Source organism: Runella sp., from assembly GCF_965279615.1.
Lineage (GTDB): Bacteria > Bacteroidota > Bacteroidia > Cytophagales > Spirosomataceae > Runella.
The window spans coordinates 2074217-2090456 of sequence record NZ_OZ257252.1; the positions used below are offsets into that span (position 1 = coordinate 2074217).

The window sequence follows — 16240 nt, forward strand, 5'->3', positions numbered from 1 at the left end:
CATCAGACATGGCAAGTTTTTCTTCTACAAGATCAAACCTTGCCATGTCTGATAAAATCAGCAAAAGATTTTTTTTCTGCTGATTCAAAGGCTTTCCTTCATTTTCAAATACACTCCATTCGTCCAACCAAAACCATCCTGATTGGGATATTCGCCGTCTTGAGCGGAAACATCATCTGTCAACACGTTGTATTTTTCCATCATTTTGCCCGTTTTGGCGTAATACGCTTCGTTATTGGTCATCCAGTTTGTTTTTATCAGGTTTGCCAAGTCATCAAAATCATAGTTTTTAAAGCCCTGATAGGAGATCCATTGCAGCGGAGCCCAGCCGTTGGGGGCATCCCATTGCTCGTGTGTAAATTGAAGTGTGGTCAACAAGCCGTTTTTCTTCAAAAACTTTTCCTCCAACACTTTCGCCACCTGCGTTGCCTGCGCTACTGTTGACAATGAAAAAAACAATGGAAAGGTGGCTGCCAAGGTGTAGCTATTCGTTTGTTGGTTCAGTTTCCAATCATAATCAAAATAAAATCCCTGGGCCCCGTTCCAACAATAAGTTTGGATAGCTAATTGTCGTTGGGTTGCTTTCTGATGATAAATGGCTGCTAAAAAGGTATTCCCCTGTAACTCATAGGCATATTGCAGACTTTTTTCAAGATTCCAAATCAAACAATTCAAATCAACGGGAATAAGGTCTGTGGTATGAATGGTTGCCATGGATTCGCGATCCTTAAACCATCGGCTGCTGAAATCCCAGCCTGACTCAGCCGCCGCCCGCAAGTGTCGGTACACATCTTCCGGAGATTGATCTTTTATCTGCGCCGCCAACGCAACATCTTCTTTGTAAGCTTCGGGTCTTGGTTGTGGAATGTCGTCCCAATACCGATTCAAAACGCTTCCGTCAGGCAACATTACGACACGACCTTTCGACGATGTTTCTTTACTTTTTATTGATAATTCCTCACGGCCGCGCATCCAAAATGCATATTCTTTTTCCAATTGAGGCAAATAGTATTGCCAAATCTTTTCACCTTTTTGGGCTACCAACAACTCAACCATTAAGGCAAAAAAAGGAGGTTGCGAACGTCCCAGGTAATACGTGCGATTGCCATTGGGAATAAAACCAACAGTATCGATCAAATAAGCAAAGTTATTGATCATACTTTCGATTAGATCCTCGCGCCCCGAAGCTTGCAGCCCTAACATTGTAAAATATGAATCCCAATAATAAATCTCCCTGAACCGCCCGCCGGGAACCACATAGTTGAACGGAAGCGGAATTAGACTTCCTGTATCTTTTGCTTTTTCAGGCTGTCGGGTCAATACCTCCCATAGATCTTCCAAATGCTGCCGGAGCGGTTTGTGGAGGTCGCTGTGATAATCGGTAAGTTGTTCGGCAGGAAGCGTAAAATTCTCTTCAACGAATGTTTTTAAATCGAAACTCGGTTGATTCTTCTGCCGATCATACTGCTCAACTATCTGAACAATAGGATATTTGGCAATTGCATCTGAAAATGTTTTTGAGTCAGGAAATAAGGTACTCTGCTGTACATCATTATACAACGACTGAAAATTTTCAGCAAATGCAGCATCTGAATGTTGAGATTCGGGTAAAGTCATTCGTACATAGTATTAAAAATGATACATCAATGATCCGCTCAATGTCCACCCACCGAGTTGATCTCAAGCGTGACATTTTTGCCCTGCAAACGACTGAATAAGATCAAAACCACAATTAGCAATCCGATGGGTATGAGCGAAAAGTAAAAAGCCGTTTGTCCGCCGTAATGTTCAAATACGTAGCCCGTAATGAGCGAGCCGGTCGTGCCGCCCAAGGCCGAAAAAATGACGATCAAACCCGACATCAGGCCGTGTTTGTTAACAGGCAATGAACTTAATATCAATGAATTGATAGCAGGGTAGATAGGTGCTAAGAATAATCCGATCATTGGAAAGATAAACGCTGCCAATGGAGCATTTCCCCAACCCGTAACGCCGCTTGTTGCGGCATTTTGAGCCAACGGCAGCGCAATCACTACCAAAGCCGCCGAAATCGCCAAACAACCAATCAGCACAAACAGCCAATTGAGTTTTTTCAACAATACACCGGCCAAAAATCGCCCCACCGCCGTAGCAATCGCCAACAGGCTTGCCATCTGAATACTCAATGCATTGGGCAAATGCAGCACTTTATTGTTGAATGTAGGCAGCCAACTCATAATACTTTGTTCGATCAATACATACGTAAAGGCACAAATGACAAAAACGAGCACCAAAGGCAGTATGACCAAACGAAACATGTCGGCAAAATCTTCCAAAAAAGGCTTGGCGGCATCTATTTTCAACGATGATTCGTCGAGGGGAGTTGTCAGAAGTAAAACAAAAGCGATCAACGCAATACTGCCTAACACATAATATACATTTAGCCATGCCGTAGGCGCTGACTCATCAATAAAACCGCTGAAAATAAAATAGCCGGCCAAAATGCCCACCATAAAAAACGATTCTATGAAATTCATCAGGCTGATGTGTTCTTTTTTGTCGGCCGTGACCAAGCCGATTGTTCCGTATACCGATACTTTAATAAGTGCAAAACCCGCTCCTGCCACCGCAAAAACCACTTTGGTCATGCCAAATGAATGAATAGACGGCATCAATAAACAAACGAGCGCATTGAAGCCCAATGCGACGAGCATTGCATTTTTGTAACCCAGTCGATTGATATAAGAAGCGATCAAAAAAGAAACGCCCGCAATGCTGAGATCCTTAAAGGCTTCCAGAATGGATGCCGAAGTCTCAGAAACACCATAGGTATGTTGAACCTGTAAAATAACGGTTCCCACGCTGTTGAGCAGAATGGCAAAAACAAAATAATTCAGGAATATCGAAAGCTTTACTTTCCAATACGATTGCATATGGTTTAGGTTAAAAGGATGGGAGTGGAAGTTAAAAGATCAAGGGACGAAATTCCTGCCCGGACTTAAATAAGAAAAGCGGGACGAAGCCCGCTTTTCAATCATCATAGGGGAGTGAGATAAAGCCGAGACAATTTTTTCATGGCAAAGTTCTACTATTATCTCAAAAAAAAATAAGCTTCTATTGCGCATTTTTTATCCTATATTAAGATTTTTTACTCTATTTTTGGAATAAATAGCTTAACACAGGCGATGAAAACCGAATTTGAAGTCATTCGTCCCGATGAGGGGAGTTCTTTTCGCATTCTTCATAACATTGTTTTACCGGAGCTTTTTCGATGGCAGTTCCATTATCATCCGGAATACGAGATCGTCTGTGTATTCAATGGCTCCGGCCGGCGCCATGTAGGGATGCACATCAGTCATTATGAAGACGGTGACCTGGTTTTTATCGGCCCTAATGTTCCGCATTCAGGCTTTGGGCAGGAGGCCGTAGGCCCGCACGAAGAAATTGTGGTTCAACTGAAAGAGAATCTATTAGGCGAGCATTTTCTGGAAATGCCCGAAATGAAAGCCGTCAAACGACTTTTTGAGCGCTCACATTTGGGCCTTTGTTTTCACGGAGAAACCAAAGCACACATGAAAGAACGCCTTAGGGAATTGTTGCTTTTACCGCCGTTTGAACGTTTAGTGGAATTGATCAATATTCTTCAAACGTTGGCTAATTCCAATGAGTCTTTTCTGTTAAATACCGAAGGAGTTAAATTGGAAGTAAGCCCCAAAGACGAAATTCGCCTGAATAAAATCCTAAAATACGTCGAAGAAAATTATCAAAAACCCATTGATATTCAGGAAATTGCTTCTATAATTCATTTAACTGTCCCTTCTTTTTGCCATTATTTCAAAAAGATGATGAATGCAACGTTTACCGATTTCGTCAATCAATACCGCGTCAATCAAGCGTGCAGACTGCTTTCTACTGATAAAAGTATTACGGACATTGGGTACGAAAGCGGGTTTGGTAATGTTGCCTATTTCAACCGTGTTTTTAAAGCCCATAAACAACAAAACCCTTCGGAATACCGAAAGGCTTTGCAGAAATAAATCCGTAGGGGCAGGCCTTGCGTCTGCCCAATTACGTCCAAAATACGCCGAGAAAAAAGGGCAGACGCAAGGCCTGCCCCTACGGATTTTACTTTGTGGTATAATTCGGTGCCTCTTTGGCGATCTGAATATCGTGCGGATGGCTTTCGCGCATCCCCGCCGCGCTGATCCTGACAAATTGAGCTTGTTTAAGCGTCTCAATATCAGGTGCTCCGCAATAGCCCATCCCTGCTTTCAGACCTCCTACCAATTGGTATACGATATCAGCCACTTTTCCTTTAAAAGGTACACGGCCGACAATTCCTTCAGGAACCAGTTTTTTTATATCATCTTCCGCATCTTGGAAATAACGGTCTTTGGAGCCATCTTCCATCGCTTCTACGGAACCCATTCCACGGTAGGATTTAAAACGGCGCCCTTCGTATAAAATCTCTTCGCCCGGTGCTTCGTCGGTGCCGGCCAGCAATGAACCGATCATTACGGTACTTGCGCCGCCCGCTATGGCTTTAACAACATCGCCCGAATAACGGATTCCGCCATCGGCAATGACCGGAACGCCCGAACCTTCAATGGCTTTGGCCGACTCATAAACGGCCGAAAGTTGCGGCATCCCAATACCCGCAATGATCCGGGTAGTACAAATACTTCCCGGCCCCACTCCTACTTTCACGGCATCTGCACCGGCCTCTACCAATGCTTTAGCGGCAGCACCCGTGGCGATATTTCCTACGATAACATCCAATTTGGGAAATTGGGCTTTTACGCCTTTCAATGCTTCGATCACCCCAAGCGAATGGCCGTGGGCTGTATCAATGCTTACTACGTCAACCCCGGCTTTAAGCAGCGCTTCAACCCGACGGATCAAATCAGGTGTAACGCCCACTGCTGCTCCTACACGCAAACGACCCAGCGAATCTTTGCAGGCATTCGGGTTATCTTTACGCTTAATAATATCGCGGTAAGTGACCAATCCTACCAATTTATTGTCTTTGTCAACGATAGGTAATTTCTCAATTTTATATTCCTGAAGGGTGCTTTCAGCTTCTTCAAGGCTAATGCCTTCGCGGGCAGTAATAAGGTTGTCCTTCGTCATTATTTCAGAAACACCTTTCGCCATGTCTTTCTGAAAACGCAGATCGCGGTTAGTAACAATTCCGATAAGTCGGCTGTTTTTGTCAACAACGGGAATGCCGCCGATCTTAAATTCGGCCATGATTCGCATTGCATCACGAAGAGTAGCATCTTCGTTGAGCGTAATAGGATCAACGATCATTCCGCTTTCCGAACGTTTCACTTTTCGAACTTGGGCGGCTTGATCTTCGACACTCATGTTTTTGTGGATCATGCCGATACCGCCTTCCTGCGCCATTGCAATGGCCAATTGAAATTCAGTAACGGTGTCCATAGCAGCTGAAATCAGCGGCACGTTGAGACGAATGTGACGGGTAAGTTGTGTTTGCGTTTTGGTATCGCGCGGCAGTACTTCGGAGTAGGCAGGTACGAGGAGAACGTCGTCGTACGTTAGGGCTTCGTAAAGAAACTTAGATGTGTCTGAGAGCATAGCAAATAAACGATTCGTTATTTGCCGCGTAAAATTAGAAGAAATTTTTGGGAATCTAAAATCCGAGTTCTTTTTAACTTAAAAATAATCCGGATTTCGTTTCAGTCGATTTTCACCGTACCTTTGTGGACTTTTTGAAAATTGATTGCGGAGGTTTGTCGAATGACCCTTTCATCGGCTTTTCACCCCCAATCTTACACTCCAATCCGTTGAATAAAGTGAAAAATTTTATTGAAGAACTTCGTTGGCGCGGAATGCTCAACGACATGATGCCCGGCACCGAAGAGCAATTGCAAAAAGAAATTACGGCTGCTTATATTGGTTTTGACCCTACCGCTTCGTCGCTGCACATTGGAAATTTGGCCACGGTTATGCTGCTCAAGCATTTTCAGTTGTGCGGTCATAAGCCCTACGCTTTGGTGGGCGGCGCTACCGGAATGGTAGGCGACCCTTCGGGCAAAGCCGCAGAAAGAGCATTTTTGTCGGAAGAAACACTGCGTTACAATGAGTCCTGCATCAAAAAACAGTTAGAAAAATTTCTTGATTTTGACAACAGCGACAACTCTGCCGAGATCGTAAATAATTACGATTGGTTCAAAGGAATCGGTTTTCTGGAATTTTTGCGGGAAGCCGGAAAATACATTACAGTCAATTATATGTCAGCCAAAGATTCAGTCAAAAAGCGCTTGGAAACGGGCATTTCTTTCACTGAATTCAGCTATCAGTTATTACAGGGATACGATTTTTACTGGTTATATAAAAACAAGAACGTTCGTCTCCAAATGGGCGGCTCCGATCAGTGGGGTAACATTACGACAGGAACGGAACTGATTCGTCGCAAAGAATCCAACAACGACGAAACATCGGAGCACCGCGCCTTTGCACTCACCACGCCCTTAGTCACCAAGGCCGACGGTACCAAATTCGGGAAAAGTGAAAGCGGCAATGTATGGTTGGATGCGTCGATGACATCGCCTTTCCAATTTTATCAGTTTTGGATCAACTGCGCGGATGCCGATTGCTCCCGTTTATTGCGTGTATTTACGCTGTATTCTAAAGAGGAAATAGAAGGCCTTGAGCAACAACACGCTGAAGCTCCTCATTTACGGATTATGCAAAAGGCATTGGCGAAAGAGGTCACCATACGTGTTCATTCGCAACACGATTATGACATGGCTATTGCTGCTTCTGAAGTGCTCTTTGGAAAAGGGACACTTGAAACCCTCCAAAGCATGGATGCAGCCACTTTTTCATCGGTCTTTGAGGGTGTTCCACAAACTGCTATCGGGCGGGAAGAGTTAAGCAATTGCGCAACTGTCACCGACCTATTATCAACTGCGACCAACGGCGAGATTTATCCATCCAAAGGCGAAGCACGGCGTGCTATTCAGGGGAATGCGGTAGGTATCAACAAAACAAAAATCACGGACGGCAATGCTCAACCTGATTTTGAACTGCTGCAAAATAAATATTTATTGGTTTCAAAAGGGAAGAAAAACCACCTTATCGTAGTGGAGTAAAATCTTTTAATTTATTTTTCTTCCCCAAAGACGCCTCAATGAGGCGTTTTTTTGTCACTTTATTCAAAAAACTACGTCCAAACGTTAAAAAATTACGCCCAACATTTTTTTTCAAAAATTATTACAGACATTTAGAAAAATTTGGCACGACTATTGAGAAGGTCAACTTTGTAGTAAATTATCCCTTATATAAACGCATGGCAAATCTCTATAACCCTTAGCATCATGCAGAAATTAAGCCTGAACCAGACTCTACAGCAGAAGCTATCGCCTCAGCAGATTCAGTTTATTAAGCTCTTACAAATTCCAACTGCCGAGTTGGAGACGCGCGTTGAAGAAGAACTTGAGATCAATCCGGCTTTGGAAGAGGGCATGGAAGAAGACATGCTCAATAAAGAAGATGCCTATAATAATGACGGCGACGATGAGTATGAGGAAGATTACAATCATCGCGACGACATCAGCCTGGATGACTATCTGAATCATGATGAATACGCAGGGTATAAAATGTACAGCGATGGCAATCATCCCGATGAAGACAGAGAAATGCCAATTGCGACCATGAGTACACTCCATGATGCATTGATTCAGCAATTTGGCTTTTTGCGGCTCAACGAGCGTCAGTCCGTTATCGGTTTGCAATTGTTGGGAAGCATCGAAAATGATGGCTACATCCGTCGCTCAATGCAAGCCATTGTCAATGATCTGGCATTTTCACAGGCCTTTTATGCGACCATTGAAGAAGTTGAACAGGTTTTAAAGAAAATTCAGACCTTCGATCCTCCCGGTATCGGAGCCCGCAACTTGCAGGAATGTTTGTTACTTCAACTTGACCGTAAAGACGCTTCTGACGCTAACGTTACATTTGCCATCAAAGTGATCGAAGACTTTTTTGAAGAATTCTCGAAAAAACACTACGAAAAAATTCAAAAACGGCTTGCCATCAATGACGAGCAGATGAAAAATGTCATCTACCTCATCACTAAGTTAAATCCAAAACCCGGCTCAGTAGAAGGTGAAGACGGCCTAGCTCAATATTTATTACCCGATTTTTGGGTCAGTAATAACAACGGCAAGTTGGAAGTTCACCTTAATTCCAAAAACGCTCCCGAATTACGCATCAGCCGTTCGTTTGCCGATATGCTTGATACATACGATAAAAGTGACAAATCCAACCGTCATATTCGCGAGACGGTCACGTTTGTAAAGCAAAAACTGGACGCTGCGAAATGGTTCATTGACGCCATCAAGCAACGCCAAAATACGCTCCAACGTACCATGAATGCCATCGTCACGTACCAATATGAATTCTTTGCAGACGGCGACGAAACACGGCTTAAGCCAATGATTTTGAAGGATATAGCCAATCGAATTGAAATGGATGTTTCGACGGTATCGCGCGTAGCCAACAGCAAAGCCGTTCAAACTGAATTCGGTGTTTACCCTCTCAAATATTTCTTCTCCGAAGGTATTTCCACTGATTATGGCGAAGATGCCAGCAGCCGTGAAGTAAAATCCATTTTGAAAGAGTTTATCGAAAACGAATCCAAAAGCAATCCGCTTTCTGATGATAAATTGGAAAAACTCTTAAACGACCGTGGGTACAATATTGCCCGTCGGACTGTGGCTAAATACCGTGAACAGCTTAATATTCCGGTAGCCCGTTTAAGAAAGCAACTTTAGGGTTTCATTAGTAGTTATCTGTTAATAGTGTAATTTTACGTTTACAATTCGCCCGTGCGACAACTATTAACAGATTAACCACTTACGTTTCCTTTGAATACGCGCATTGCTCAGGCAGTTTCTGCCCTTTTCCACCCATTGTTGATGCCCACGTTATTGTTGGGTTTGCTCTTTTTTGCAGCTCCTGATGTCTTGGGAGTAGATGTACTCACTCCCACTATCCGCATCACCCTGTTGGGTTTTGTAAGCATGACCACTTTTGTGGTGCCGGCGTTAGGTATTTATTATTTATACCGCGCCAAATACATCAAAAGTCTCCATTTGGATGAGTTGGCCGATCGTAAACTTCCTTATTTTCTTACTACGCTTTTTTACGCTTTTGCGACCTATTTTTTCAGTTTCAGTCTGCCGCCTTTATCCGAAATAGCACCTGAAATTGGAATCGTATTGGGCAGTATCACCGTTTCGATTGCAATGGTGGGATTGATCAGCCTTTTTTGGAAAATCAGCGCGCATTCGGTCGGCATCGGCGGAATGCTGGGCGCGGTCTTGGGCATAGTTGTAAAGTTTGGCCATGCCAACCTTCTTTATTCTATTATCGCACTGATCCTGATGACGGGCTTTCTGATCAGCGCCCGACTTAAACTCAATGCCCATACCCCTGCCCAAGTAGCAGCCGGGCTTTTACTGGGAATTTCCATAAGTTTATTCACCGTTTGGTGGTTTGTCTAAAACAGCTTTATTGACTTCTCCTATAACTTTTTACCTAAACCTACTGATGGAAATGGAATACGACAATATTTTATTTGAACTTTCGGGCGGCATTGCAAAGATCACCCTTAACCGCCCTCAGGTATATAATGCACTTAGCCCCGGTCTGTTGCGAGATATTACCGCCGCCATTAATGCCGCTGCAACCGATGATTCCGTCCGGGTGGTGGTCATTACAGGCGCGGGAGAGAAAGCATTTTGCTCAGGAGCGGATCTAAAAGAAGGCATGGCGGGTGCAAAAAGTTTGGGCGATTCGCTTCGTACCAACTATAATCCGATGATTTTAGCCATTCGCTCCCTTACCAAACCCGTTATTTGCCGATTGAACGGAGTGGCGGCCGGAGCCGGTTGTTCATTAGCACTTGCCTGCGACGTAGTCATTGCTGCTGAAGAAGCCTATTTGAGTCAGATTTTCGTCAATATCGGCCTGATGCCCGATGCAGGTTCTACCTTCTTTTTGCCGCGTTTAGTGGGTATGCAGCGTGCATTTGAACTGGCAAGCACCGGACGAAAAGTGTCTGCTACCGAAGCCGTTCAGTTGGGGCTGATCTTCAAAGCCGTTCCTTCCAGTGAACTGGACCTCACGGTGAGTGAAGTGGTAAGTTATTATCGTAACGCTCCCACGAAAGCGATCGGTGCGATGAAACAGGCTCTGAATCAATCTCTTTATTCTAATTTGGAACAAATGCTTGAGATGGAAGCCCAACACCAAGACGAGCTGAGTCGCACGTACGATGCTTCCGAAGGTATTATGGCATTTTTGCAAAAAAGAAAAGCCCTTTATCGCGGAAAATAATTTCGGCTCCTCCAAACTGCTTTTTATGCTTATTCGAATTGTTCGTATGACTTTTCAAGACGAGAAAGTCGCTGAATTTTTAGAGATCTTTGCGCAGTCAAAACACAAGATACGAGCTATGCCCGGTTGTAAGCATCTTGAATTGCTCCGAGATTATGACCAACCCAATATTTTCGTCACGCACAGCCATTGGGACGACGATGCCGCGCTCAATCATTACCGCGATTCGGAATTATTTAAGGTTACCTGGGCAAAAACAAAAGTCCTTTTTTCGGAAAAGCCCTTAGCATTTTCATCGAAAAAAATAGAAACGATTTGAGTTTCATGAACCAAACAGCGCTTTTAATTCGGTAGCTTCCGCAGGATTCATACGGCCCGCCAATACAAGCCGCAACTGACGACGACGCAACGCGCTTTCAAAAAGTTGTTTTTCTTCTTCAGCTTCTGCAATAACGGGCGCAACCTCAATGGGACGCCCGCTTTGGTCAACGGCCACAAAGGTGTAAAAGGCAGCATTGGTGTGAACGGCTTTTTCGCCGGCTGAAATATTTTGGGCGCTTACCTTGATATGAACTTCCATCGACGAGGTAAAAGCGCGCGTCACCTGCGCTTCAAACGTGACAATATTTCCCAATTTGATCGGTTCTGCAAACGATACATTATCAACGGAGGCCGTTACGACCGTTCGGTGGGCGTGTTTTTGGGCGGCGATGGCCGCGCAAATATCCATCCAGTGCAACAAACGCCCTCCCATCAGATTGTTTAGCGTATTGGTATCGTTGGGCAATACCATTTCGGTCATAATTGTGTGTGATTCGTAGGCTTTTCTGGGCAGAGGCATGAAACAATACCGGTTTTAGTTGTTGTGAGCGCAAATCAACAAAAAAAATAATGATTATTTTGACTTGCGGAGCTAATTATAACCGACCCGACAAAACCGTTCGAACCATTTTATACGTATGTCTGTTACGTTCATGTCCACACATATTGTCCCAACTCACCTAAAGTGGATTTGTGAGGCAGTTTATAATTCACCGCAAACTTGAACCTAACATGAGCCAATTCATGGTTGAATTTATTCTTCCTGAGGAAACAACGGAGGAATTTATTGCAAAAGTCCCCCGTCAACGATTGAAGATCAATCAATTGATGGAGAAAGGAAAAATAACATCTTACTCACTTGCGGCCGACCGTTCTAAACTGTGGTGTGTTATTAAGGCCGAGAATGAAGTAGAGGTAATGGAGATCCTTGCCGAATTTCCGCTGATTGGTTTTATGCAGGCTACTGTGTCCGAATTGATGTTCAATAACACCGCCACCGCCGTAAAGCTGCCGCTTTATTCACTGAATTAAGGCATTATTATTGCCCATTTATAGTTATCCCAAAGTGTATTGCTACCTTTGCGGACAAAAACAGCTGTGATTCCTTCCGAAATTTTTGTCAAGCGTCAATCTGAATTTAAGCAACAGGCAGAGGCTTTTCAGCGCCAATACAATCAGTTATCCACCGTTCGCCTCCTTGTTTTTGTTGGTGCTGTCATTGCGGTTTGGCAAACGCTCTCCTTCCCTATTTGGATTCCTTTGTTGGCGGGTGCCGTTGGGCTTATCCTTTTTACGGTTATTTTACGCAGGCACCAGGCTACCAAAAGGAAGTGGGATTTGTATCGTGCTCTCGCAACGATCAATGGTGATGAAACCGAACGCCTTTCGTTGCGTTTTTCCCGTGCGGAAACCGGTGAGATGTTTGCCATAAAAAATCATATTTACTGCAACGATCTCGATATTTTCGGCCCTCATTCATTGTTCAGATTGCTCAACCGCGCTCATACACGCGTTGGAATGCAGACCTTGGCCGATTGGTTGCTTGGCCCCGCTGACCCCATCGAAGTTTCGGTACGGCAGGAAGCCATCAAAGAACTCACCCCTTTGTTGGATTGGCGTCAGGAATTGGAAGGAAATGCCCGTCTGGAAAAACGCATTGCTGAACCCACCGATTTTTTGGAACATTGGCTTCATGCGGGCGAGAATGAGGCTATTATACGGTGGAAAAAACTGCGTTGGCTTCCTGTGCTCACCATAAGCATTATCATCGGCGCTTTTTTGGGGTATATTCCCTGGATCGCGGTTATTCTTTTATTAGGTTTTCAAAGCTTCATTTTGAGTAAACTGAACCCATCAGTAAAAGAATACGCTGAGCAATCGGATGGTATTGTCGGCACCTTAAAAGCGTTGGGAGTCTTGCTTGAAAAAATTGAAAACCAACCCTTTCAATCTGCCAAATTAAAACAACTGCAATACCAACTTCAATCAGGAAATACAGTTGCATCCAAACAAATTGAATCACTTGCTTCGGTCACTGAAAGTCTTAATTTTCGCCTTAATCCTTATTTTATGTTGGCCATCGGCCTTCCTTCTTTATGGGATCTGCAATGGATGACCAGACTGGAAGATTGGAAACGAACGCACCGCCATGACCTCGGCAAATGGTTTGCGGTGGTAGGTGAAATGGAAGCGTTATGCAGCATGGCAGGGTTTTCTTACGCAAATCCTCACTATCCTTTTGCCGAAATATCGCCTCAGTCCTTTCAACTCAAGGCTCAAAAAGCAGGGCACCCGCTGATAAACCCTGCAAAAAGGGTCAGTAATGATTTTGAACTCAATAACATTGGCCAAACTGCCGTCATTACAGGGTCTAACATGTCGGGCAAAAGTACTTTCCTGCGCACATTGGGCCTCAATACTGTACTCGGGCTATCAGGCTCGGTGGTGTGTGCAGAAACGTTTATCTGCTCGCCGGTTCGGGTATTTACGAGCATGAGAACGCAGGATTCGCTCGAAGAAAACACGTCCTCTTTTTATGCCGAACTAAAACGGCTGGAAGCTTTGCTTCAACTTGCCAAATCATCAAACATTCCCGTTTTTTATTTTTTAGACGAAATTTTAAAAGGAACCAATTCGGCCGACCGCCATCGCGGAGCCGAAGCGCTGATTCGTCAATTGCATTTATTGAACAGTTCAGGATTTGTTTCAACGCATGATCTGGAACTGGGAATGATGTCTACGGAGCATGATTACGTACATAATTACAGCTTTTATTCAACGTTTTCAGAGGGCCAACTCCACTTTGATTATCGCCTTCAGGAAGGTGTTTGTAAGGAGTTCAACGCCACGGCACTCATGCGACAAATTGGGATTGAAATTGGCGAATAAGAAAATTTATTTTGCTTCGTTGCGTTACCCTTATGTAAAATCATTGATACACTCCTACTATGCAGCCGCCAATGAATCGATTTACCACCATGAGAATACTCCGAAATATCGTTTTACTGCTGACAGTCCTCACCAATATCGGGTGCGACCAGATCTCCAAAGACATGGTTCGCAAGCATATTTCGTATTATGAACATATTTCCGTGGTGCGTCATCATTTTACGTTGACCAACGTCGAAAATACGGGTGCTTTTTTGAGTCTTGGCAATGAATGGCCGTCTCCCGTGCGCGAGATTTTGTTAGTGGTTTTGCCGATCATTGCGCTTATTGCGGGCTTGGCGGTTATTCTGTTTAAACAAGGTTTGTCGGCTCTTTTCCGTTTGGGGGCTTCCTGCGTGATCGGCGGCGGAATCGGAAATATCATTGATCGCGCCGTTCGAGGTTCTGTTACTGATTTTCTGCACTTGAAATTCGGTATCTTCCAAACGGGCATTTTTAATCTGGCCGATGTTTCCATCATGGTCGGTACATTTTTGGTCATGTACAGTTTTTATAAAGACCGCAATCCATCGCCAAAACTTCCGGCGTAGTTTATCTCTTTTTCTACTTTTTCTTCTTCAATCAGTCAGTACAATGCTTTACAATCATGCCTTTTATGGCTGTTTGTAAATATTATATTGCGTTGTTTCTGCCAATCTGTCAGAATAGAAGGTCGTGGAACAAAAATTGACCGGTTGTCAATCGTCATAACATTTTGTCACTTAAACATTGATTATGGAAGCAACTACATCAGCGACCGAAAAAGGTCAATTGTCGATTCATACCGACAATATTTTCCCGATTATCAAAAAATTCCTCTATTCAGATCACGAAATATTCTTGCGTGAGTTGGTTTCCAATGCCGTTGACGCCACCCAAAAATTAAAAAAACTGGCGGGTTTTGGTGAATTCAATGGTGAATTGGGCGAGCTGAAAGTAACGGTAAAACTGGATGAAGAAGCCAAAACCATTACCATCAGCGACCGTGGTATCGGGATGACCGCCGACGAAATCAAGAAATACATCAACCAGATCGCATTTTCGGGCGCCGCCGAGTTTGTGGAGAAATACAAAGAGAAAGAAGACACGCGCGGCAACATCATCGGTAACTTCGGGCTTGGTTTTTACTCTTCGTTCATGGTGGCGAAAGAAGTAGAGATCATTACCAAATCGTTTAAAGAAGGTTCGGAAGCCGTTCGCTGGACGTGTGACGGTTCGACAGAATTCAGCATCGAACCCGCTCAAAAAGAAGACCGCGGAACGGACATCATTTTGCACATTGCCGAAGATTCGGAAGAGTTTTTGGTGAAATACCGTCTCAACGAAATTCTGGAAAAATACGGCAAATTCCTGCCCGTTGAAATTGAGTTTGACGAAAAGATCATCAACAATCCAAACCCGATCTGGACAAAGCAGCCTTCGGAATTGAAAGACGAAGATTATTTGGCGTTCTACAAAGAACTGCACCCAATGGGCGAAGATCCTTTATTTTGGATTCACCTCAACGTAGATTATCCGTTCAACCTGACGGGCGTTTTGTATTTTCCAAAACTCAAGAACGACTTTTCTGTCAAGAAAGAAAAGATACAACTTTATAGCCGTCAGGTGTTTATCACCGACGAAGTGAAAGACGTCGTTCCTGATTTCTTACAATTGCTCCACGGTGTGATCGACTCACCGGATATTCCGCTCAACGTCTCGCGCAGCTACCTGCAATCGGATTCAAATGTTAAGAAAATCAACGGTTACATTACCCGTAAAGTAGGCGATAAGCTTTCCGAGATTTTCCGCAACGACCGTGAAGGGTTTGAGAAGAAATTTGACGACATCAGTCTGTTCGTGAAATACGGTATGATCTCTGACGAAAAATTCGGAGAGAAAGCCAAAGAATTCTGCCTCGTTAAAAACTTGGAAGGCAAGCATTTTACCTTTGATGAATACACCGAAAAAGTCAAAGAAAACCAAACAGATAAAGGGGGTACGGTGGTGTGGTTGTACGCAAGTGATGTTCAAAAACAAGATGCCTATATCCAATCTGCTAAAAAACGCGGCTATGACGTATTGATTTTTGACAGTGTGATCGACCCACACTTTATCAACGGTATCGAGTATAAAATCGAAAAAACGAGTATCAAGCGCGTCGACGCCGATACGTTGGATAAACTGATCGAAAAAGAGATCAAATTGGAAAGTGTGCTTTCCAACGATGACCAAGAGCGTGCTAAAAAATTGTTTGAAGAAACCCTCGGCGGTGCGCCTAAATTGACGATCACTGTAGAAGCAATGCCAACGGATGAAATGCCGGTTGTGATCACGATTCCGGAATTTATTCGTCGTATGAACGATATGGCAGCTACTTCGGGGCAGAAATCAATGTTTGGCGATATGCCGCAAATGCTGAATGTGGCCATTAATGCCAATCACCCCGTTACGCAAAAAATTCTGAACACATCAGAACCGTCAGATGCATCGGCATTGGTTCGTCATGCTTACAACTTGGCATTGTTGTCACAGGGAATGTTGTCGGGCAGTGACTTGACCGCATTTGTACAACAGGCTGTTTCTAGATTGTAATTTTTTGGTATTGATATTATTTGATGTAGAGACGCAAGATTTTCGGTTCGCTGACGCGCAGTCCGCCGAT

The 16240-nt window shown here is 44.0% G+C and carries 14 protein-coding genes; 10 read left to right on the forward strand and 4 right to left on the reverse strand.

Going from position 1 to position 16240, the window contains the following annotated elements; all coding sequences use genetic code 11:
• Window positions 1–84: 84 nt before the first annotated feature.
• Both treF and ACQY73_RS09190 read right to left on the reverse strand, forming a co-directional pair.
• On the reverse strand, window positions 85–1617 hold the full coding sequence (gene treF, locus ACQY73_RS09185) for an alpha,alpha-trehalase TreF (RefSeq protein WP_428664527.1): 1533 nt from the start codon (window positions 1615–1617) through the stop codon (window positions 85–87).
• Between the two features lie 38 nt (window positions 1618–1655).
• Window positions 1656–2912: an MFS transporter gene (locus ACQY73_RS09190; protein WP_428664530.1), complete on the reverse strand. Its 1257-nt coding sequence runs from the start codon at window positions 2910–2912 to the stop codon at window positions 1656–1658.
• 252 nt (window positions 2913–3164) lie between these two features.
• Here ACQY73_RS09190 and ACQY73_RS09195 point away from each other — a divergent pair, with 252 nt between their 5' ends.
• Entirely contained in the window at window positions 3165–4016 is an 852-nt protein-coding gene (locus ACQY73_RS09195; protein WP_428664533.1) for an AraC family transcriptional regulator, read from the forward strand.
• 88 nt (window positions 4017–4104) lie between these two features.
• Here ACQY73_RS09195 and guaB read toward each other — a convergent pair whose 3' ends face one another.
• The gene (gene guaB, locus ACQY73_RS09200; protein WP_428664536.1) at window positions 4105–5577 is read right to left on the reverse strand and encodes an IMP dehydrogenase; all 1473 of its coding nucleotides are present in this window, start codon (window positions 5575–5577) and stop codon (window positions 4105–4107) included.
• Window positions 5578–5795: 218 nt separating this feature from the next.
• On the opposite strand from guaB, the gene tyrS reads away from it, so the two are divergent.
• The 5 genes from tyrS to ACQY73_RS09225 all read left to right on the forward strand — a co-directional run bounded on the left by tyrS (window position 5796) and on the right by ACQY73_RS09225 (window position 10666).
• Window positions 5796–7097: a tyrosine--tRNA ligase gene (tyrS, locus tag ACQY73_RS09205; RefSeq protein WP_428664539.1), complete on the forward strand. Its 1302-nt coding sequence runs from the start codon at window positions 5796–5798 to the stop codon at window positions 7095–7097.
• A gap of 225 nt (window positions 7098–7322) precedes the next feature.
• A complete protein-coding gene (gene rpoN / locus ACQY73_RS09210) occupies window positions 7323–8780 on the forward strand; it encodes an RNA polymerase factor sigma-54 (protein WP_428664542.1) in 1458 nt (485 codons plus the stop codon).
• Window positions 8781–8873: 93 nt separating this feature from the next.
• Entirely contained in the window at window positions 8874–9512 is a 639-nt protein-coding gene (locus ACQY73_RS09215; protein ID WP_428664545.1) for a hypothetical protein, read from the forward strand.
• A gap of 52 nt (window positions 9513–9564) precedes the next feature.
• Window positions 9565–10347, forward strand: coding sequence for an enoyl-CoA hydratase-related protein (locus ACQY73_RS09220; protein WP_428664548.1), 783 nt, complete (start codon window positions 9565–9567; stop codon window positions 10345–10347).
• A gap of 25 nt (window positions 10348–10372) precedes the next feature.
• Window positions 10373–10666 carry a putative quinol monooxygenase gene (locus tag ACQY73_RS09225; RefSeq protein WP_428664550.1) on the forward strand — a complete coding sequence of 98 codons (294 nt, stop codon included), beginning with the start codon at window positions 10373–10375 and terminating at the stop codon, window positions 10664–10666.
• Window positions 10667–10669: 3 nt separating this feature from the next.
• Here ACQY73_RS09225 and ACQY73_RS09230 read toward each other — a convergent pair whose 3' ends face one another.
• Entirely contained in the window at window positions 10670–11188 is a 519-nt protein-coding gene (locus tag ACQY73_RS09230; protein WP_428664553.1) for an acyl-CoA thioesterase, read from the reverse strand.
• A gap of 212 nt (window positions 11189–11400) precedes the next feature.
• On the opposite strand from ACQY73_RS09230, the gene ACQY73_RS09235 reads away from it, so the two are divergent.
• The 4 genes from ACQY73_RS09235 (at window position 11401) to htpG (ending at window position 16170) form a co-directional block, all read left to right on the forward strand.
• Complete coding sequence (locus tag ACQY73_RS09235) at window positions 11401–11700, forward strand: muconolactone Delta-isomerase family protein (protein ID WP_428664556.1); 300 nt, start codon at window positions 11401–11403, stop codon at window positions 11698–11700.
• Between the two features lie 66 nt (window positions 11701–11766).
• A complete protein-coding gene (locus tag ACQY73_RS09240) occupies window positions 11767–13557 on the forward strand; it encodes a MutS-related protein (RefSeq protein WP_428664559.1) in 1791 nt (596 codons plus the stop codon).
• Window positions 13558–13628: 71 nt separating this feature from the next.
• Window positions 13629–14147 (forward strand): signal peptidase II, encoded by a 519-nt coding sequence (gene lspA / locus ACQY73_RS09245; RefSeq protein ID WP_428664562.1) that lies wholly within the window; start codon window positions 13629–13631, stop codon window positions 14145–14147.
• A 184-nt stretch (window positions 14148–14331) separates the two neighbouring features.
• Window positions 14332–16170, forward strand: a complete 1839-nt coding sequence (gene htpG / locus ACQY73_RS09250) for a molecular chaperone HtpG (protein ID WP_428664565.1) — start codon at window positions 14332–14334, stop codon at window positions 16168–16170.
• The last annotated feature ends 70 nt before the right edge of the window (window positions 16171–16240 follow it).